This window comes from Mycobacterium sp. MOTT36Y, from assembly GCF_000262165.1.
GTDB classification, from domain to species: domain Bacteria; phylum Actinomycetota; class Actinomycetes; order Mycobacteriales; family Mycobacteriaceae; genus Mycobacterium; species Mycobacterium intracellulare.
Map to the genome: position 1 here is coordinate 3,020,755 of NC_017904.1, position 18,737 is coordinate 3,039,491.

General features: G+C 68.2%; 19 protein-coding genes and 1 pseudogene. 14 read left to right on the top strand and 6 right to left on the bottom strand.

Translation table 11 applies throughout. The features are described 5' to 3' along the window. The first annotated feature begins 1 nt into the window (after nucleotide 1). From W7S_RS13890 to W7S_RS13910, 5 genes are read left to right on the top strand one after another with little or no spacing between them, the layout of a single operon-like run. Nucleotides 2-868: an SDR family oxidoreductase gene (locus W7S_RS13890; RefSeq protein ID WP_008257262.1), complete on the top strand. Its 867-nt coding sequence runs from the start codon at nucleotides 2-4 to the stop codon at nucleotides 866-868. A 12-nt stretch (nucleotides 869-880) separates the two neighbouring features. Then, the gene (locus W7S_RS13895) at nucleotides 881-1,864 is read left to right on the top strand and encodes an alpha/beta hydrolase (protein ID WP_014711770.1); all 984 of its coding nucleotides are present in this window, start codon (nucleotides 881-883) and stop codon (nucleotides 1,862-1,864) included. 46 nt (nucleotides 1,865-1,910) lie between these two features. After that, on the top strand, nucleotides 1,911-2,987 hold the full coding sequence (locus W7S_RS13900) for a hypothetical protein (protein WP_014711771.1): 1,077 nt from the start codon (nucleotides 1,911-1,913) through the stop codon (nucleotides 2,985-2,987). A gap of 17 nt (nucleotides 2,988-3,004) precedes the next feature. Further along, a complete protein-coding gene (locus tag W7S_RS13905) occupies nucleotides 3,005-3,787 on the top strand; it encodes an SDR family NAD(P)-dependent oxidoreductase (protein ID WP_014711772.1) in 783 nt (260 codons plus the stop codon). Nucleotides 3,788-3,803: 16 nt separating this feature from the next. After that, nucleotides 3,804-4,232 (top strand): nuclear transport factor 2 family protein, encoded by a 429-nt coding sequence (locus W7S_RS13910; RefSeq protein ID WP_014711773.1) that lies wholly within the window; start codon nucleotides 3,804-3,806, stop codon nucleotides 4,230-4,232. Nucleotides 4,233-4,238: 6 nt separating this feature from the next. Here W7S_RS13910 and W7S_RS13915 read toward each other — a convergent pair whose 3' ends face one another. Genes W7S_RS13915 through W7S_RS13925 form a run of 3 tightly spaced genes read right to left on the bottom strand, consistent with a single transcriptional unit; the run spans nucleotide 4,239 to nucleotide 6,469 of the window. After that, nucleotides 4,239-5,027: an SDR family NAD(P)-dependent oxidoreductase gene (locus W7S_RS13915; RefSeq protein WP_014711774.1), complete on the bottom strand. Its 789-nt coding sequence runs from the start codon at nucleotides 5,025-5,027 to the stop codon at nucleotides 4,239-4,241. Between the two features lie 33 nt (nucleotides 5,028-5,060). Then, nucleotides 5,061-5,345 carry a ferredoxin gene (locus tag W7S_RS13920; protein ID WP_085976501.1) on the bottom strand — a complete coding sequence of 95 codons (285 nt, stop codon included), beginning with the start codon at nucleotides 5,343-5,345 and terminating at the stop codon, nucleotides 5,061-5,063. Nucleotides 5,346-5,347: 2 nt separating this feature from the next. After that, nucleotides 5,348-6,469: a Rieske 2Fe-2S domain-containing protein gene (locus W7S_RS13925; protein ID WP_014711776.1), complete on the bottom strand. Its 1,122-nt coding sequence runs from the start codon at nucleotides 6,467-6,469 to the stop codon at nucleotides 5,348-5,350. A 101-nt stretch (nucleotides 6,470-6,570) separates the two neighbouring features. On the opposite strand from W7S_RS13925, the gene W7S_RS13930 reads away from it, so the two are divergent. Further along, a complete protein-coding gene (locus W7S_RS13930) occupies nucleotides 6,571-8,313 on the top strand; it encodes a 3-ketosteroid-delta-1-dehydrogenase (RefSeq protein ID WP_081490107.1) in 1,743 nt (580 codons plus the stop codon). Nucleotides 8,314-8,385: 72 nt separating this feature from the next. Here W7S_RS13930 and W7S_RS13935 read toward each other — a convergent pair whose 3' ends face one another. After that, a complete protein-coding gene (locus W7S_RS13935) occupies nucleotides 8,386-9,771 on the bottom strand; it encodes an HNH endonuclease signature motif containing protein (protein WP_036428927.1) in 1,386 nt (461 codons plus the stop codon). Between the two features lie 176 nt (nucleotides 9,772-9,947). Beyond that, nucleotides 9,948-10,637, bottom strand: coding sequence for a PadR family transcriptional regulator (locus W7S_RS13940; RefSeq protein ID WP_008257282.1), 690 nt, complete (start codon nucleotides 10,635-10,637; stop codon nucleotides 9,948-9,950). A 61-nt stretch (nucleotides 10,638-10,698) separates the two neighbouring features. On the opposite strand from W7S_RS13940, the gene W7S_RS13945 reads away from it, so the two are divergent. Beyond that, nucleotides 10,699-11,619, top strand: coding sequence for a TIGR03619 family F420-dependent LLM class oxidoreductase (locus W7S_RS13945; protein ID WP_008257284.1), 921 nt, complete (start codon nucleotides 10,699-10,701; stop codon nucleotides 11,617-11,619). On the opposite strand, the gene W7S_RS13950 is transcribed toward W7S_RS13945, so the two are convergent. Continuing rightward, nucleotides 11,612-12,409, bottom strand: coding sequence for a hypothetical protein (locus W7S_RS13950; protein WP_008257285.1), 798 nt, complete (start codon nucleotides 12,407-12,409; stop codon nucleotides 11,612-11,614). The two genes, W7S_RS13945 and W7S_RS13950, sit on opposite strands and share 8 nt — an antisense overlap. Before the next feature lie 93 nt (nucleotides 12,410-12,502). On the opposite strand from W7S_RS13950, the gene W7S_RS13955 reads away from it, so the two are divergent. From W7S_RS13955 to W7S_RS13980, 7 genes and pseudogenes are all read left to right on the top strand, one after another. Continuing rightward, on the top strand, nucleotides 12,503-13,627 hold the full coding sequence (locus tag W7S_RS13955; protein WP_008257288.1) for an FAD-dependent oxidoreductase: 1,125 nt from the start codon (nucleotides 12,503-12,505) through the stop codon (nucleotides 13,625-13,627). Further along, nucleotides 13,624-14,904, top strand: coding sequence for an APC family permease (locus tag W7S_RS13960; protein ID WP_008257290.1), 1,281 nt, complete (start codon nucleotides 13,624-13,626; stop codon nucleotides 14,902-14,904). The genes W7S_RS13955 and W7S_RS13960 overlap by 4 nt, the downstream gene beginning before the upstream one ends. Before the next feature lie 461 nt (nucleotides 14,905-15,365). Further along, a pseudogene (locus W7S_RS27570) lies at nucleotides 15,366-15,506 on the top strand (IS607 family transposase); the annotation flags it as partial. Beyond that, entirely contained in the window at nucleotides 15,506-16,885 is a 1,380-nt protein-coding gene (gene tnpB / locus W7S_RS13965; RefSeq protein ID WP_008257291.1) for an IS607 family element RNA-guided endonuclease TnpB, read from the top strand. The pseudogene W7S_RS27570 and the gene tnpB, both read left to right, overlap by 1 nt. Nucleotides 16,886-16,924: 39 nt before the next feature. Continuing rightward, nucleotides 16,925-17,422, top strand: a complete 498-nt coding sequence (locus tag W7S_RS13970) for a flavin reductase family protein (RefSeq protein WP_014384863.1) — start codon at nucleotides 16,925-16,927, stop codon at nucleotides 17,420-17,422. 2 nt (nucleotides 17,423-17,424) lie between these two features. Continuing rightward, complete coding sequence (locus W7S_RS13975; protein ID WP_014711779.1) at nucleotides 17,425-18,150, top strand: pyrimidine reductase family protein; 726 nt, start codon at nucleotides 17,425-17,427, stop codon at nucleotides 18,148-18,150. 109 nt (nucleotides 18,151-18,259) lie between these two features. Continuing rightward, nucleotides 18,260-18,601 carry a hypothetical protein gene (locus W7S_RS13980; RefSeq protein WP_008257297.1) on the top strand — a complete coding sequence of 114 codons (342 nt, stop codon included), beginning with the start codon at nucleotides 18,260-18,262 and terminating at the stop codon, nucleotides 18,599-18,601. Nucleotides 18,602-18,737: the final 136 nt, after the last annotated feature.

Sequence of the window (18,737 nt, forward strand, 5' to 3'; positions counted from 1 at the left end):
CATGGACGCTCGGGAAGCCTTCGGGGGCGGAGTCGCGGTCATCACCGGCGCCGGGTCCGGTATCGGCGCCGGGCTGGCCCGGCATGCCAGCCGGTTGGGCATGACGGTCGTGCTGGCCGACGTGAACGGGGGCGCCGTGGCGGCGCTGCGCGACAAGCTGTCGGCGGCCGGCGGCGTGGCACACGATGTCGTCTGCGACGTGCGAGACCCCGATGACGTGCAGGACCTCGCCGACCGTGCCTACCGCGACGTCGGGCCGGTGCGCCTGCTGCTGAACAACGCCGGCATCGAACAGTTCGGGTACCTGTGGGACACACCGGTGGCCAACTGGCAACGCATCATGGACATCAACGTCAGCGGCGTTTTCTACGGCGTGCGGGCTTTTCTGCCGAAAATGATGGCCACCGATGCGCAGGCATGGGTGTGGAACATCGCATCGGTGGGCGCGGTGGTGGCGATGCCGTTGCAGGCGCCCTACATCGTGAGCAAGCACGCGGTGCTGTCGCTGACCGAATGTCTGCACCTCGAAGTGCAGGCCACCGGGCACGACGATCACATTCACGTCCAGGCCGTGCTGCCCGGGCCGGTGCGCTCCAACATCTTCGAGACTGCGGGCGGTGTGGACGCGTCCGGCGACGCCGCCGCCGCCGAAACCCACCGCTCGACCATGCTCGGCATCAAGGCAGCGTCCATGGATCCGCTGGAAGCCGCCGAGATGATCTTCCGGCAGTGCGCCGAGGGGCACTTCTACCTGCACACCCATCCCGAGAGCGTCGGCGCGGCGATGACCGAGCGGGCCAATGTGCTTGCCGCGCAACAGCCCCCACGGCTGCGAACCGAGACCCGGTTCGAATCCGCACCGCACTGAGGTGACGCCGACATGACCTCGCACGCACTGGACCCCGACGCGGCCGCCCGGATCGCCTCATTCGGTGAGGTCGCACCGATGCGGCAACGGGGCTTGGCGGCGGTGCGCGCGGGACTCGAATCCGCACCGCTGCCGCCGGACATGCCCGAGATGGCCAGCATCACCGAAGCGCTCGTTCCCGGTGCCGCCGGCGACGTGCCGGTCCGGATTTATTGTCCGATAACGGCTTCCGACGGCCCGGTGTTGGTCTATTTTCACGGCGGCGGACTGGTGATGGGCTCCAACCGCTCGTTCGAGCCACTGGCGCGTGAGCTCGCCGCGGCATCGGCGGCCGCCGTCGTGGCCGTGGACTATCGGCTGGCGCCGGAGTCACCGCCGCCCGCGCAGTTCGACGACGCCTATGCCGCCACTGAATGGGTGTATCGAAACGCCGCCGAGCTCGGCGTCGACGCCGAGCGCCTCGCGGTCATCGGCGACAGTGCCGGTGGCTCGCTCGCGGCGGCGGTCGCGCTGGCCGCGCGCGACCGCCGCGGACCGGCTATCTGCGCCCAGGTGCTGCTGTATCCGGGCTTGGACCGCGACATGTCCGTTCCCTCCATCGCGACGATGCCCGACGCACCGCTGCTCGCCCGCGACGACATCGAGTACATGCACGCGCTGGCCGACGGCGACGCCGGGGCGCCCACGGACCCCTATCTGGTCCCGGCGTACGCGACCGACCTGTCGGGCCTACCGCCGGCGATCGTGGTCACCGGGGGTTGCGACCCGATCCGCGACTGGGGTGAGCGCTACGCGGCCCGGCTGCGCGACGCCGACGTGCAGACCACGGTCACCCGCTATCCCGGGATGTACCACGGCTTTCTGATGCGCTCCGACGCCACCGCGCGGGGCCGGCTGGCCCTCGCGGAGGTCGGGGCGCTGCTGCGGGCCAAGTTCGCCCATCCGCTTCGGTTTGACGTCCCGATCACCGGACAGCCGTCGACCGCATCGCGGTGATGCTGCGCACAATCAACCAACCTTGAACCGACAAAGGAGACCGCTGATGCTCACCGACGAGCGCCGGATGGAGCTTTCCGACGTGTTGCGGCCGGCCGCGCCGCCCCGCGAGATCGACAACGTCTACACCGACGACCAGCGCGAGCGCCTTCTCGACGTGGTGCGCACGGAAGGGCCGTGGAAGCTGATCATCGCGCAGCACTTCGCGTCCGCCGACGAGTTGATGGCGACGATGAGCGGCATGTTCCCCGAGGGGTTCAGTCCGTCGCTGGATTTGTTTTTGACCCCGACGTTCCGCGGCTACCTCGCCAACTACGGCGCCGTGCTCTACCCGCAACTACACGACTGTTTCTATAACGAGCGCTTCCTGCAGATGGCCAAGGAATACTGGAACGCCGAATACGCCAAGCCCCAGTTGATGCTGTTCAACATCAACGGACCCTGCGCCAATCGCGACCCCGGCCACTTGGATTCGCCGAGCTTCCGCGGTGTGCGGCACGAAAACGCCCCGACCTGGTTGACCAGCGTCATGGGCAAATCCGGCCTGTTCCGCGACTATCTGATCAAGATGGCGCAGGTCATCACCTGGTTCTCACTGGATGCCGGCAGCGGCTTCACCTACTGGCCGCACGGACCGCTCAAGGCGCCCCAACGCATCCTGCCCCCGATCAACAACCGCGGCGTGGTGGTGCAAAACGAGATGATGGTGCACCGCGGTGAGGCGAATGGCCCACTGGATCAACAGATTCCGCCTGGACTGGCATTCGACACCGTGTTCGCCGGCGACCCGACGAGCCGCGAGCATTGGCTGCTGAAAAACGGCGAGGACGTGATAGCCCGCCACCACACCGACGAGCTGCGGTTTCTGGTGCACTGGTCGGCCGAAGTGTTCTCCGACTTCGACGAGCTGAAAAAGAACATGGACGGCTCCGACGACCTGACCGTCGACAAGGCCATCGACATCATGGTCGACGACCTCAAGGGCAAGGGCATCGACCTCGACATCCCGGCCGAACCGCTGCACGACCCGGCGTTCATCAGCGCGCTCAACGCCGCCTATGACCTGGGCGGCCCGGCCACCTATCCGGAGGAAGCCCCGATCAGCGCCTTCCAACTGACGTGACCGAAAGGCCTTGCAACATGGATCGTTTCGCCGATCGGCGGGTTATCGTCACCGGTGCCGGCTCCGGCATCGGACAGGCCACCGTGGCCCGCCTGCTCGACGAGGGGGCCACCGTCGTGGCCTACGACGTCTCGGCGGACGGGTTGGCGCGCACGGCGACCGCCGCCGACGAGGCCGGCACCGCCAAGCGACTGACCACCGCGGTGCTCGATATCTCCGTCGAGGACGAGGTCATTGCCGCCGTCGATGCCGCGGTGGCCGACCTGGGCGGCCTCGAGGTGCTCGTCAATGTCGCTGCCGTGCAGACCTGTTCGCACACTCACGAGACCACGCTGGCCGATTGGAACCGGACGCTGGCGGTCAATCTGACCGGCACCTTCCTGATGACGCGCCAGGCGCTGCCGGCGCTGCTCGAATCCGGCCGCGGTGTCGTCGTCAACTTCACCTCGACCGCCGCGTCGTTCGCCCACCCCTACATGGCCGCGTATGCCGCCAGCAAGGGCGGCATCTTGAGTTTCACCCATTCGCTGGCGCTGGAGTACTCCAAGCAGGGGCTGCGCGCGGTGAACATCCAGCCCGGCGGGATCTCAACGGCGCTGGCCAACAGCACGCTCGAGAAGATGCCCGATGGCTATGACCTGGGTCTGTGGGCCAAGCAAACTCCGCTGCTGCACGGTGCGGACAGCGAAATCCTCGGCGACGCAAGCGCGGTCGCCGCGGTGATCGCCATGGTCGCTTCAGACGACGGCGCGTTCGTCACGGGAACGGAGATTCGCGTCGACGGCGGCGCGCACGCCTGACATGGTTACTGATCGATTGCAGGAGCTGTGCGACGAGCGTGACGTGCAACGCGCGCTGAACCTGTTCGCCCGCGCCATGGACGAGCGCGATTGGGCGGCGATGGCCGAGATCCTCGACGAGGACGCGGAGGGCGATCTGGGGACGGGGCGGCGGCAGGGAAGGACGGCGATCATCGACGTGATTCGCGAGTTCCTCGACAAATGCGGTCCCACCCAACACTTCTTGGGCAACGTCATCATCGACGTCACCGGAGATACCGCAGTGAGCCGCGCCTACATCCGTGATGTCCACCTGAACGCAACGGCCGACCCGTCGACCCGGTTCTACACCATCGGCGACTATCACGACACGTGGCGGCGCCGCCGCGACGGATCCTGGTGCTTGACGGAGCGGGTCAAGGCCAACCGCGCGTACGTCGGAGCACTCGATGTCTTCGGTGCGTGACGATCGCTAGCGCACCACCACGGTGCTCGGCATCCGGGGCGAGCCGAGCATGTCCCGGTGCGACGGTGGGCGGCGGCCGCCCTCGTCGGTGATGCCGTAGCCCTGCGCGAGTTCCGCCCCGATCAGCGCCTGCCCGCTCAGCTCCGCCAGTCGCGGATCACCGAACAGCGCATCGAGCACATACCCGGTGAACTCCGGGGTTTCGGCATGCTCGGCCATCGCGGCGAGCCCGGCCGGATCCGAATTGAATGCGGCGCGCATCTTCTCGGTCAGCAGGATGCCCATCCAGATCGACACAGTGGCAACCCCGGTGCCCTGGAAATCCACCGCCATGTCCGCGACCATCTTGTCGACCCCGGCCTTCTGCGCGCCGTAGGCGGGGCCGTGCATGTAGCAAACCGACCCGGGTGACGACGTGAAGGCGATCAGGCCGCGCCCGGCCGCGACCAGCAGTGGCGCGGCGCACCATGACGCCACGTACGACGATCGCAACCCCACATCGAGCACATCGGCCAGGCCGAGCGGCTTCTCCCAGAAGGGTTTTGCGCCGACCAGATCATCGGAGATCGTCGCGGCGTTGTTGACCAGGAGGTCCAGCCGCCCGCTCTCGCGTCGGACGCGGTCGAACAAGCCCTTGACGGCGTCGTCGTCTCCATGATCGATACGGACGGCCACGACACCGGGCGGAGCGTCGCCGATGCTGCGGCTTGTCGCATAGACGCACCAGCCGCGGTTGGCCAGTGCGGCCGCGATGCCGCGACCGGCGCCGCGGCTGGCGCCGGTCACCACCGCCACCCGTCCTTCACCACTCACGGTGGTCAGACTACGTCAGATTAGGCTGTCGACGATCGCCAATTCTCCTGTCGCGACGGCGCGCTGGATCGAGTCCCGCAGTGCGCTACACGCCAGGAACGGCCCGCGGTGATGGCCGGCCAGGCGTTCGGCCTCGCCGCGCTCGATGCAGCGCTTGGCGGCATTGGCGTTCCACTGCACACTCGTCTGGTTCCAGCTGCTCTTGCGCGCCAGCACCCGGGCACCGCATTCGCGGCACGTGATCGGGGCCATCGGCATCTCGTCGAGCCGATTATCCTCGCGCACAGACGCTTTCATCATCATCAGGCATTGGCCGCCAAGTTGGCCTCGACCTCTATCATCCACGCCTCGTAGGGCCGGGTGGTGTCGAGCTCGAATTCGAAGCGGTCCACCATGTCCGGTTGCACGTCGGCGGCGTCGACGTAGAACTGCTGATACCAGCGGCGCAGCTGATAGACCGGCCCGTCCTCCTCGACCAGGAGCGGGTTGTCGATGCGCGCCTTGTGCCGCCAGATCTCGACGTCCTGCTCGAAACCGAGCTTGACGTAGTCGCCGAGGGTGATCGCGGTCTCCATCGCCTGGTCGTCGGGCATCACCTCCGACTTTTTCACGATGATGCCGTATTGCAGCACAAAGGAATTCGCGTCGATCGGATAGTGGCAATTGATGAGGATCGTGTTGGCGTCGCCGTGCTCGTAGTGATACGTCAGGTCGTCGATCATGAACGAGGGGCCGTAGTAGGACGCCACCGACGTGGTCCCGAGCATCTGCGACCCGGTGCCACCCATGTCCGGCCGGCTGCCGCCGTTCATGTACTGCGTGGCGACATGCCCCTCGAAGATGTTCTTGAAGTACGTGGGCAACGAGCCGTGAATGTAGAAGAAGTGCGCCATATCCACGACGTTGTCGATGATTTCGCGGCAGTTGCTTCCCACGACCGTGGTGTACCAATGCCAGTCGGTCCACTGGTCGCTGGTCGCGCCTTCGATGCGCGGGATCGTCACGTCCGGTGGCGGCGGTTTGCGCTCGGGGTCGTTCCAGACGAACAGCATGCCGTCCTGCTGCAGCGTCGTCCAGGCTTGTGTGCGGGCCAGTTTGGGGGTGCGGCGGCTGTAGGGCACCTGCTTGCAGCGGCCGTCGCCGCCCCAGCGCCAGTCGTGGAACGGGCAGGCGATCTCGTCGCCCTTCACCTCGCCCTGGGACAGGTCGCCGCCCATGTGTCGGCAATAGCTGTCGAGGACGTTGATGTTGCCGTCACCGCTGCGGAACACGACGAGCTTCTGTCCGAAGGCGTTGATCGCGTGGGGTTTGCCGTCGGCGAAGTCCCGGATCAGTCCCAGGCAGTGCCAGCCGCGGGCGAACCGCGTCGGCGCCGCCTGGGCTTCTATCAACCGAACCTCGTCGGCCTCAGTCTGCGACGTCATGGGCGCGATTCAACTCTCCCCGGCCGGCGTGTGGGCCGCGTTGTTCCACTCATCAGGACGGCTCTTCCGGTATCGCGCCGGCGCGGCCTACCGTTTCGGGCGTGACGACGCGCAGCACGACGATCCCCGCCGGGCTTCCCGTGGCCGACACCGCCGTCGATCTGCTCGTCGTCGGCTCCGGCACCGGCATGGCCGCGGCGTTGGCCGCCCACGAAGCCGGGTTGTCGGCGTTGATCGTGGAGAAATCGTCGTACGTGGGCGGCTCGACCGCCCGGTCCGGCGGCGCGCTGTGGCTGCCGGCCAGCCCGGTGCTGGCCGAGGCCGGCGCCGGTGACACCGCCGAAAGCGCCGGCGCCTACCTGGACTCGGTGGTCGCCGGGTCGGCGCCCGCGCAGCGATCGGCCGGGTTCCTCGCGCACGTGTCGGCGACGGTGGACATGCTGCGCCGCACGACGCCGCTGCGGCTGTTCTGGGCCCGCGACTATTCCGACTACCACCCCGAGGCGCCCGGCGGCAGCGCGGCCGGCCGCACCTGCGAATGCCTCCCGTTCGACACCTCGCTGCTCGGCGAGTACCGCACCCGGCTGGAGCCCGGCCTGATGGAGGTCAGTGTTCCGATGCCGACGACGGGCGCCGACTACCGCTGGATGAATCTGGTCGCCCGGATGCCGCGCAAGGGCATTCCCACGTACGGCAAGCGATTGGCGCAGGGCGTGGCGGGCCGCATGCTGGGCCGCCGCTACGCGGCGGGCGGTCAGGGCCTGGCGGCCGGGCTGTTCACCGGTGTGCTGCGCGCCGGGATCCCCGTGTGGACCGACACCGCGCTGGTGCGCCTCGTCCGCGACGGTGAACGCGTGACGGGCGCCGTCGTCGAACACCGCGGTCGCGAAGTGACGATCACCGCACGGCGCGGCGTGGTGCTGGCGACCGGCGGTTTCGACCACAACATGGACATGCGGTGGAAGTTTCAATCGGAGTCGTTGGGCGCCGATCTCAGCCTCGGTGCCGCGGCCAACACCGGCGACGGCATCCGGGCGGGCCAGGAACTCGGCGCCGGCATCGACCTGATGGATCAGGCGTGGTGGTTCCCCGCCATCGCGCCGTTGCCCGGCAAGGCGCCCGCGGTGATGTTGGCCGAGCGGTCGCTTCCGGGCTGCCTCATCGTGGACCAGCACGGGCGCCGGTTCGCCAACGAGGCGACCGATTACATGTCGTTCGGGCAGCGGGTGCTCGAGCTGGAGCGATCCGGCAGCCCGGTCGAGGCGATGTGGATCATCTTCGACCAGCAGTACCGCAACAGTTATGTCTTTGGCGCCGAACTGTTCCCGCGCATGCGCGTCCCGCAGGCCTGGTACGACGCCGGCATCGCGGCCCGGGCCGATAATCTCACCGATCTGGGCGCGCGAATCGGCGTGCCGGTGTCGGCGTTCTTCGAGACGATGACGCGGTTCAACCAGAACGCCGCCGCAGGCGAGGATCCCGACTTCGGCCGCGGCCGCAGCGCGTACGACCGCTATTACGGCGACCCGACGGTCAAGCCGAACCCGAATCTGCGTCCGTTGGTCAAAGGCCCCTTCTACGCCGTGAAGGTGGTGCTGTCCGATCTGGGCACCTGCGGTGGGCTCAGGACCGACGAGCGGGCGCGGGTGCTGCGTGAGGATGGCGGGGTGATCGCCGGGTTGTACGCGATCGGCAACACCGCCGCGAACGCGTTCGGCACGACGTATCCGGGTGCGGGCGCGACGATCGCGCAGGGCCTGGTGTACGGCTACATCGCGGCCCAGGACGCGGCGATCGCGAGCGCGGCGCAGCCGGGCGAAGCGGGTCGGCGCCATCGGATCTAGCGGCGATCGCGAGCGCGGCGCAGCCGGGCGAAGCGGGTCGGCGCCATCGGACCTAGCGGCGATCGCGAAGTGTTATGCCGCCCCCGGATTGTCGGCTTCTTCATCCTCGTCGCCGTCGCGGAGCAGTTTTTCGGGGCGGTGGTAGGTGTTGGTGCGGGGTTGTCCACGGTCGAAGTGTGGTGGTGGTATCCATTCGGTGTCGCCCTTGGCGTCCTTGCGGGTCAGCCAGCCGCCGGGTTGGAGCATGCGGTGGTGTGGGCCGCAGGCGAAGGTGAGGTCGTTGATGTCGGTGGTGTGGCAGGTGGCGTAGTCGGTGACGTGATGCACCTCGCAGTAGTAGCCCGAGACGGTGCAGCCCGGGGCGGTGCAGCCGCGGTCCTTGGCGTACAACACGATTCGTTGCCCTGGGGAGGCCAGCCGCTTGGTGTGATACAACGCCAGCGCTTTGCCCTTATCGAAGATGGCCAGGTAGTGATGCGCGTGGCGGGCCAGGCGGATCACCTCACTCATGGGCAGGATGGTGCCCCCGCCGGTCAGGGCGCGCCCGGCGGCGGCCTCCAACTCTTGCAGTGTGGTGGTGACGATGATGGAGGCCGGTAGCCCGTTGTGCTGACCCAACTCCCCGGAAGCCAACAGCCCGCGCAGCGCGGCCAGCAGGGCGTCGTGGGTGCGTTGGGCGGCCGAGCGCGAGTCCGCGTCGATGGCGGCTTGGCTGGGCGCACCGTCCACACACGACGTCTCGTCGAGTGGGTTGCACATGCCCGGCGCGCCGAGTTTGGCTTCCACGGCTTCGAGGGTGGCGCGCAGCTCGGGGGTGATCAGTCCCGTCAGCGCTGACATGCCATCGGCTTGTTGGTTGCCCAGGGTGACCCCGCGTTTGCGGGCGCGGTCGTCGTCGGTGAAGGTGCCATCGGGGTTGAGCGCGTTGGTCATCGTGCGGGCCAACTCGCGCAGGTGCTCAGGAGGAAATTGGGTGCCCAGTTCGGCCAGGCGGGCCTCGGCCTGCTCGCGAGTGGCACCATCGACCCATCCGGGCAGTTGGTGGTAGAAGCTGCGGATCACCGCCACCTGACCGGCCCCCAGCCTGCCGTCGCGTTGGGCGGCCGCGGTCGCGGCCAGCACAGGGGGGATCGGTTCACCGGTCAGCCCGTGGCGCGGTCCCAGGTCATGGGCTTCTTTGATGCGCCGGGAGGCTTCGGCGTGGCGGATCAGCAGGCGGTCAGACAATGCCCGGGGCAGCGCGGCACCGAGTTCTTGGGTAGGGGCCTGGCGGAACAGCGAATTGATCACCGGATGCTCGATCACCGGCAGCCGCCGGCGCAACCGTTCGCAGCGCTCCAACACCGCCAGCTGCTGCTGAATGCTCAACGCCTCCAACGACAACGCGCAGGCACGGTCCAAATCGGCATCGAGCGCGGCGAACACCGCGTCGACCTCAGCCTGACTACTTGGACTCACACCGCCAAACTATCGGGCACCACCGACAAGAATCCCCGCTTTGAGACCCCTGAAACCACAGTGACACAAGGGATTTCAATATACGTTTCCGTTATCCGAAAAGCATTTGCGGGAGGCGGGAGGGCCGGCCGTACCGGCGAAACCGGTGACTGCCGACGGAAATGGTCTCCGAACGACTAGTCGGCGTCGCGCTTCGCCTGGACCTGCTTCTCGATTTCGCGCCAATACCCCGGCGTGGGGCGCGGCTTGCCGAACCCGCCCTTCTCGGCCTTCTTCAGGACGGCGTCGGCCTCGTCGATGTCCTTCATGAGCTCGAGCGCGAACTCACGCTCGGCGGCGTAATACTTGGCCGCCCAGCGCAACGCGATCACCGAATACGCCCATGCGGGTTCGCCCTCGGCGCCGTCGGCATCCTCCACCGCCTTGCGGTGGCGGGCGTCGGCGAACGCCACGTGTTCTTGGAGCAGTTCCTTGAGCCGGGCCGGATTGGTGAGGTGACCGAACGTAACCCGAAGCAGCACACTGTGTTTGAGCACCGGCGGGTCCACCGGCGCGTCGTTGACCCACTCGATTGCGGCCGCCATGCCGGCTTCGGTGATCTTGTAGAGCCGGCGGGTGCGGGTGCCCTCGTCCCGCTCGACGCGCGACGTGACCAGCCCCAAGCCCTCCAGCTTCTTCAGCTCCGTATAGATCTGGCTGTAGGACGGGCTCCAGTAGTACAGATCGACGCTCCAGTCGATCCACTTCTTGAGGTCGTAGCCGGAGATCTCCTCCTCGTAGGACATCATGCACAGCAACGCGCGACTGGTCGCGGCCAATGCCGCGTTCGTCGGCTTTTTGCTGGCAGGGTCCGTTTCGGAGTCCACGTGGCCAGGTTAACAACACGCACCCTAGATTGGGGGACATGGACCGCTGGCTGGGACGCCCGTGAAATTCTCCTTCCCCGTTCCGCACATGCTGCGCCTCAAGGCGATTTCGCAACCCTGGGAAGCGACCGTCACGGGCCCCGAACAGCGGCGCATGATGCGCTGCGCCGACCAGTGGGGCTACGACATGATCGCGGTGCCCGAACATCTCATCATCCCCACCGACCACGTCGAGTTGTCCGGGCCGCACTACCTGCATTCGACGGTGGCCCAGGCCTTCATCGCCGGCGCCACCGAACGGGTCGCCGTCAATTCCTGCATCACCATCCTGCCGCTGCAGCATCCGATCGTGCTGGCCAAAGCGCTTGCCACCGCCGACTGGATGAGCGGCGGCCGGATGATGGTCACGTTCGGCGTCGGATGGCTGGCACGGGAGTTCGAGCTCGTGGGCGTGCCGTTCGCGGAACGCGGGCGGATCGCCGACGAGTACCTGGCGGCCATCGTCGAACTGTGGACCAGTGACGCGCCGACATTCGAAGGACGCTACGTGTCGTTCGCCGACATCGCCTTCGAGCCGAAACCCGTTCAAAAACCTCATCTCCCGATCTGGATCGGCGGCGACGCCGACGCCGCGTTGCGCAGGGCCGCCACCTTTGGTTCGGGCTGGTGGCCGTTCCTAACCAAGCCCGAGCAGATCGCCGAAAAGCTGGACTACATCAAGTCCCAACCCTCCTATGACGGGCGGCCTTTCGAGGTGATGCACGGGCTGGGCACCAACCGGGTCGGCGAAGGACACGTCGCGCGCCGCGACGCAAGCGATCGGCCGGGCATGAGCGCGGCGCAGATCGTCGACCGGTTGGGCTGGCTCGCCGAGCAGGGCGTGACGATGACCGCGGTCCCCGTTCCGGCCGTCGGCGGCGTCGACGAATACCTCGACTACGCGCAGTGGGTCATCGAAGAGATCAAGCCGCAGCTCACCTGACCTGCAGCCCGCGCCGGCGCACCCATCCGAGCGCGGCGACGCTGCACGCGACCCACACGGTGACCGCGATGGCAACGTGGACAAGGCTCTTGGTGTCGCGCCCGAACACCGGCCAGATCAGGGCGGGCACCTGCTGCCACAGCACCCGGTGCTCCACACCGTTCATCGGGTCGGCCACGTAGTACAGCGCGTACGGCAGCGCGAGCGCCAGCAGCCAGCTGCGCGTGCGGCGCAGATCGCCGCGCTGGCGCCAGCGCCGGACCAGCGGCTCGACGCTGACCGGGTGCAGCACCGAGATGAGGTTTCCCACGCCCAGCCACGACACGATGGGAACCGCCACGGTGGGGATCGTAATGCCCAGGCGCGCAGGCGTTTCGAGCCACAGCGTCAACACCGTCGCGGCGGCCAGGGTGGGCAACCCGACGATCGCGAGCAGGGCGAGGTTCTTGATCAACAGGATTCGCCCGAACGGCACCCCCGCGGACAGGCCCCGAACGATGCGGTAATGATCCGCGCCCAGGAAGTTGGTGGTGGTCACGTCGGCGAGGACCCACGACGAGAAGTAGGTGCCCACCAGGATCACCCAATCGTGGTGACGTCCCACCGGGGTCAGCGGCTGCACCAGCAGCCAGGCGGCGGCGACGATCACGTTGGCCACCACCCCCATCAGCCAGGTGCGCGGCGGCGTGAACGCCCACCGGATCTCGGCGACAACCGCCGGGAACAAACCCTTCTCGAAGTCCTTGGCGGCGCGCTGTGCCGCGGCGGGACGAGGCGCCGAGGCCCGCACGAGGGCGCGCAGAAGAGCGTCCAACTGATGTGGCCTCCCCCGCTATCGGCTCGTCGGCGTTCGTCCACACCGCACGCAGGGCAGGATAGCGCCATGAACCGAAAGCGCGTCGTCGTCGCGGGACTCGGGGACGCGGGCGTCCTCGCGGCGATCCGGCTGTCGCGGCACGCCGACGTCGTCGGGATCTCGACCAAACCCGCGCTGGTCAGCGGCCAGGAACTCGGCGTCCGGCTGTCCCGCCCGCACGATTGGGCCCGCGATTACTGGATCCCGTTCGACCGGTTTCGCCGCCTGGATCGCGTCCGCACGGTGCAGGCGACGCTGACCGGGGTGGACCTGCGCGCCCGCATCGTCTTCGGCCGGGGCCAAGACGGCGCGACGATCGCCGAACCCTACGACGCGCTGGTCATCTCGACCGGGGTCAGCAACGGGTTCTGGCGCCAGCCGACGTTGCAGTCCGCCGCCGAGATCGGCGCGGGGCTGCGCGCCGCGCACGACCGGCTGGCCGCCGCCGAGTCGGTGATCGTGGTGGGCGGCGGCGCGGCGGCCGTCAGCAGCGCCCTCAACATGGCGACCACCTGGCCGGACAAGCGAATCGACCTGTACTTCCCCCGCGAGTCCGCCCTTCAGGAGTATCACCCGCGGACTTGGCAGCGGATCCGCGCCCGGCTGAGCGAGCTGGGCGTCGGCGTGCACCCCGGCCACCGCGCGGTGATCGGCGAAGGCTTCGCCGGCGACGAACTCACCGACGAACCGGTGCGCTGGAGCACCGGACAACCCCCGGCGGACGCCGACGCCGTGCTCTGGGCGGTCGGGCGGGTGCGGCCCAACACCGGTTGGCTGCCACCGGAATTGCTCGACGAGCGCGGGTTTGTGTGCGTCACGCCGGACCTGCGGGTGCCCGGTCAGCGGGGCGTCTTCGCGCTCGGCGACGTCGCCGCCACCGACCCCCTGCGCAGCTCCGCCCGCAATCGCGGCGACGCCCTGGTGGCGCGAAACGTCCTCGCCCAGTTCGCGGGCCGCCCGCTGCGCACCTATCGCGCGCCGACGCGGCGCTGGGGCTCGTTGGTCGGCATCCAGCCCAACGGCCTGGAGGTCTTCCTGCCCACCGGGCACGCCTTCCGCTTCCCGTCCTGGTCGGTCGAACGCGTGGTGATGCCGTGGTTCGTGCGCTGGGGCATGTATCGCGGAGTGCGCCAGAACAACCCACTCGGATGAGCGCGCCATCCGGCGGGGGCGAGCTTCGCCGAAGCCTGGGAGTCTTCGACGCGGTGGTGATCGGGCTGGGTTCGATGATCGGCGCGGGGATTTTCGCCGCGCTGGGCCCGGCGGCCCGCGCCGCCGGTTCGGGACTGCTGCTGGGCCTGGCGCTCGCGGCGGTGGTGGCCTACTGCAACGCCACGTCCTCCGCGCGGCTGGCCGCGCGCTATCCCGCCTCGGGCGGCACCTACGTCTACGGCCAACAGCGGCTGGGCGAGTTCTGGGGCTACCTGGCGGGGTGGGGCTTCGTCGTCGGCAAGACCGCCTCGTGCGCGGCGATGGCCCTGACCGTCGGCGCCTACGTCTGGCCCGCGCAGGCACACGCGGTGGCCGTGGCGGTGGTGGTCGCGCTGACCGCGGTGAACTATGCGGGAGTGCAGAAGTCGGCCTGGCTGACCCGCATCATCGTCGCGCTGGTGCTGGCCGTGCTGGCCGCGGTGATCGTCGCCGCGCTCGGATCGGGACGGCCCGGCTTCGATCCGTTCCGCCTGCAGGGCGCGACCGCCGGCGGTGTGGTGCAGGCCGCCGGACTGTTGTTTTTCGCCTTCGCCGGATACGCGCGCATCGCGACCCTGGGCGAGGAGGTGCGCGACCCGGCCCGCACCATTCCGCGGGCGATACCGCTGGCACTGACCATCGCCCTGGCCGTCTATGCCCTGGTGGCGATCGCGGCCCTGTCCGTGCTGGGGCCGACCCGGCTGGCCCGGAGCGCCGCGCCGCTGGCCGAAACGGCCGGCGCGGCGGGCGCGGGCCCGCTGGTTCCCCTGGTTCAGGCGGCCGCGGCGGTCGCGGCGGTGGGCTCGCTGCTGGCATTGATTCTCGGCGTCTCGCGCACCACCTTGGCCATGGCGCGCGACCGCCATCTGCCCCACCCGCTGGCCGCCGTGCACCCGCGAACCCGGGTGCCCCACCGCGCCGAACTGCTGATCGGCGTCGTGGTCGCGGTCCTGGCCGCCACCACCGACCTGCGCGACGCCATCGGGTTTTCCTCGTTCGCCGTGCTGATCTACTACGCCGTCGCCAATGCCTCGGCGTTCACCCTCGGGCGCGACGAGGGCCGACCGCCCCGGGTCGTCCCGGTGGTCGGATTGCTCGGATGCGTGGTGCTGGCTTTCGCGATGCCGCGGTGGTCGGTGCTGTCCGGGGTGGCGGTGCTGGGCGTCGGCGTCGCCGCCTACGCGATCCGGCGGCTCACTAGTCGAATTGCCTTGCGGCGCAACAGCGATTCCTCATGAACCGGTCTCGGAGCGCCATGGCCGCGCGGGCCCGCTCGTCGTCCAAATCGCAGGAACACGATTCCCCGGCGCTCCGACGGGGACATGCTCCGTTATGCGGTTGATTCACAGCATGTTTCGACGAACTGCGACCGTTGCGAGCGTTCCCCGGTGACCGCCCCGGGGAGAACGACGGGCGGCGCCAAGCAAACCCCGCCGGCGCACAAAGCGCGTAGCGCGATTCCGCCGGTTATGTGACGGGGCTAGTAGCTGATTGCGGTGTCAGTGGCCGGTAGTTGTCGGTGGTGTGTTGTAGGAACAGAGGTATGAGTCTCGCGGCGTGGGCTGAGCGCAACCGTGTTGTCTCGGTGACCGTGTATCGCTGCTTTCGCCCCTGCCTGCCCCTGCCTGCGCGGTGGGGTGGGTGGGCTGATCTCGTCGACGGCACACGGGGGTGTTGGCCTGCGCTGTCGTACCGCTGTGTATGCGCGGACTCAGCCGAGTCTGGTGACGATCTGGTGGCCGATATGACGGAGATCCTGACGTCGATGTGTGCTCGCTCGTATGGCGAGCGGGCGGCTAAGCGGGCAATTGCCGCTGCCGATGACCGTGAGGCGGCGTGATGGCAAAATTCGAGGTTCCTCACGGTTGGACAGTGCAGGGATTCCGGTTCACCCTGGACCCTAGCGGGGATCAAGCCAGGTCGTTGAACAGGCACTTCGGTGCCCGCCGTAAGGCTTACAACTGGACGGTCGCGGCCCTGAAAGCTGATATCGAAGCCTGGCACGCGTGCGGCATCGAGACGGAGAAACCTTCGCTGCGAGTGCTGCGGAAACGCTGGAACACCGTCAAGGACGAGGTCTGCATCAACGCCGAAACCGGGGCGGTGTGGTGGCCGGAATGCTCGAAGGAAGCCTACGCCGACGGAATCCGCGGTGCGGTCGATGCGTACTGGAATTGGCAGATCTCCCGCGCTGGTAACCGCGCCGGGAAACGAGTCGGGTTCCCGCACTTTAAGAAGAAGGGCCGCGACGCTGACCGGGTGTGCTTCACCACCGGCGCGATGCGCGTCGAACCCGACCGACGGCACCTCACCCTGCCGGTGATCGGCACGGTTCGCACCCATGAGAACACCCGCCGGATTGAACGGCTGATTCGCGCCGGCCGAGCGCGGGTGTTGGCGATCTCAGTGCGCCGCAACGGCACCCGGCTGGACGCCACGGTGCGGGTGCTGGTGCAACGCCCCCAACAGCCCGGCGTTGCGCTACCCGATTCGCGGGTGGGTGTCGATGTCGGGGTCCGGCGCCTAGCAACGGTCGCCACCGGTGACGGCACGGTGATCGAACAGGTGCAAAACCCGCGCCCGCTCGATGCTGCACTGAAACGGTTGCGGCAGGTCTGTCGGGCACGGTCGCGTTGCGCGAAAGGCTCGCGGCAATACCGTAAGCGCACCACCGAGATCTCCCGGCTGCATCGCCGGGTCAACGATGTTCGCACGCATCACCTGCACGTCTTCACCACAAGACTGGCCCAAACCCACGGCCAGATCGTTATTGAAGGTTTGGACGTGGCGGGAATGTTGCGGCAGAAGGGCCTTTCGGGCGCCCGCGCCAGACGGCGTGGACTGTCGGACGCGGCCCTGGGCGCCGCGCGTCGCCTCCTGTCTTACAAGAGCGGCTGGTACGGGTCGCAGCTGGCGGTCGCTGACCGCTGGTTTCCGTCGTCGAAAACCTGCCATGCCTGTGGGCATGTGCAAGACATCGGCTGGGATGAATACTGGACATGTGATGCCTGTTCGCTCACGCACCAACGTGATGACAACGCAGCGATCAACCTCGCACGCTACGAGGACACCATTAGCGTCGTCGGCCCAGTTGGGGCCGCCGTCAAGCGTGGAGCCGACCGTAAGACCTGGCCTGGGCGGGCTGGTGGCCGTGAAGCGCGGAAGGGAACCGGCCACCAGGCCGGGGAACAACCCCGAGACGGGGTGCAAGTCGCGTGACCACTGAATGTCACTCACTTGCAACGGAAGACTGACCGGATGGCCGACCCCGAAACCGAAGCATTCGACAAGCTGGTAGCGGTGCTGAACTATCCGATGTTCGTCGTCACCACGCACGCCAACGGCACCCCGGCCGGCTGCCTGGTGGGTTTCGCCAGCCAGGCCAGCATTCACCCGCCCCGATTCCTGGTCGGCCTGTCGCAGCGCAACCACACGTTCCGCACGGCCCGCGACGCCACCCACCTGGCGGTGCACGTGTTCGACCACGACCACCTCGACGTCGTGGAGCTCTTCGGCGGCCAGACCAGCGACAAGATCGACAAGTTCGCCCGCTGTTCCTGGCATTCGGGCCCCGACGGGATGCCCATCCTCGACGACGCGGCCGCCTGGTTCGTCGGCGAGATCCTCGAGCGCTTCCCGCTGGGCGACCACGTCGGGCACCTGCTGGCCCCGGTCGGCGGCAGCCCGCCACGGGAGCTGGAAAGCTGGGTGTCGTTCGGCGACGTCCGCCAACTCGAACCCGGCCACGAGGCGTGAGGGTGGACCAGTCTCCCCGGGTCAGCACCGTCCCCAGCATCGTCGAACTCGCGCCGTTCTATGCCGATCCCCCGGATAGCCTGCGCGCCAACATGATCTTCAGCGCCGACGGCGCCGCCGCGTTCGGCGGGCGCGCCGGGCCCCTGTCGTGTCCCACCGATCAGCGGCTGTTGCGGATCCTGCGCGGGCTGGCCGACGTCGTCCTGGTCGGGGCGGGCACCGCCCGCGCCGAAAATTACGGCCCGGTGAAGCTCAGCGACGCGGCGCGGGCCAGGCGGCACCACGAGGGGCGATTCGCGCCCCCGCCGATCGCGGTCGTCAGCCGCAGCGGCGACCTGCCCGCGCGGCTGTTCAGCGATCCCGAACAACCACCGATCCTGGTGACCTGCGCGCGAACCGCGGCGCGCCTCGACAGTGACGACCGGCCGGACAACCGGCTGCGCCTCCTGATCGCCGGCGAGGACACCGTGGACGTGGCCCTGGCCGTCGCGATGCTGCGCGAGCAGGGCATGCGCCGCATCCTGTGCGAGGGCGGGCCGACCCTGCTCGACGAGCTGGTCGAGGCCGACGCCGTCACCGAACTGTGCGTCACCCTCGCCCCCAGGCTCGCCGCGAGCCAGCCGGTGGGTTACCGCGTGCACCCGGCACGGCTGACCGCGCCGGTCACGATGCGCCTGGCGCACGCGCTGGTCTGCGACGACTACCTGTTTCTGAAGTACAGCCGCTGACACCGGTGCGCAGAAGCGCTCGACATGCAGCAAGCGGCCACCCTTCCTATGATGAAAACGCCCGGCTTGTCGCCTCCCGCGCTGCACACAGAAAAGGATCACCGGCCAGGTGAGCAGTTCAGACCACGACCGTGACTATCGGAATCTGGCGGTGAACCGATTGCGCCCCAGCGAAATTCAGTGGGCGCTCAATCACGATGCCGTACACGGGATCGCGTATGCGTTCCGGAATCCCGTCGCGGTCGCCGAGTCACTCGAGGACCCCGACGACGACCGCAGGACGTATCTGGTCCGGGTCAAGCGCGACGACCTGGCCAACGCGCTGGAAAAGATCAACGAGTGGATCTTCGACAATCCCGGCCCGGCCGGGATGCAGGCCTACGGATTCGTCCGGGCGCTGTCGCGCGAAGGCCTCACCGACCGCGCCGCCGGGGATGACGACGTCCGTTAAGCGCGTCCCGTCGAATTAGCTGGCTTTCGCTATTCGGTGTGCCCCGCGGTCGCCGAAACCTTAGCCTTATGCCTGCATGCCACCGCATCGGCGGATCCGGCGCCGCCATCGGCCGGGCCCGCGCGAGCGCCACGAA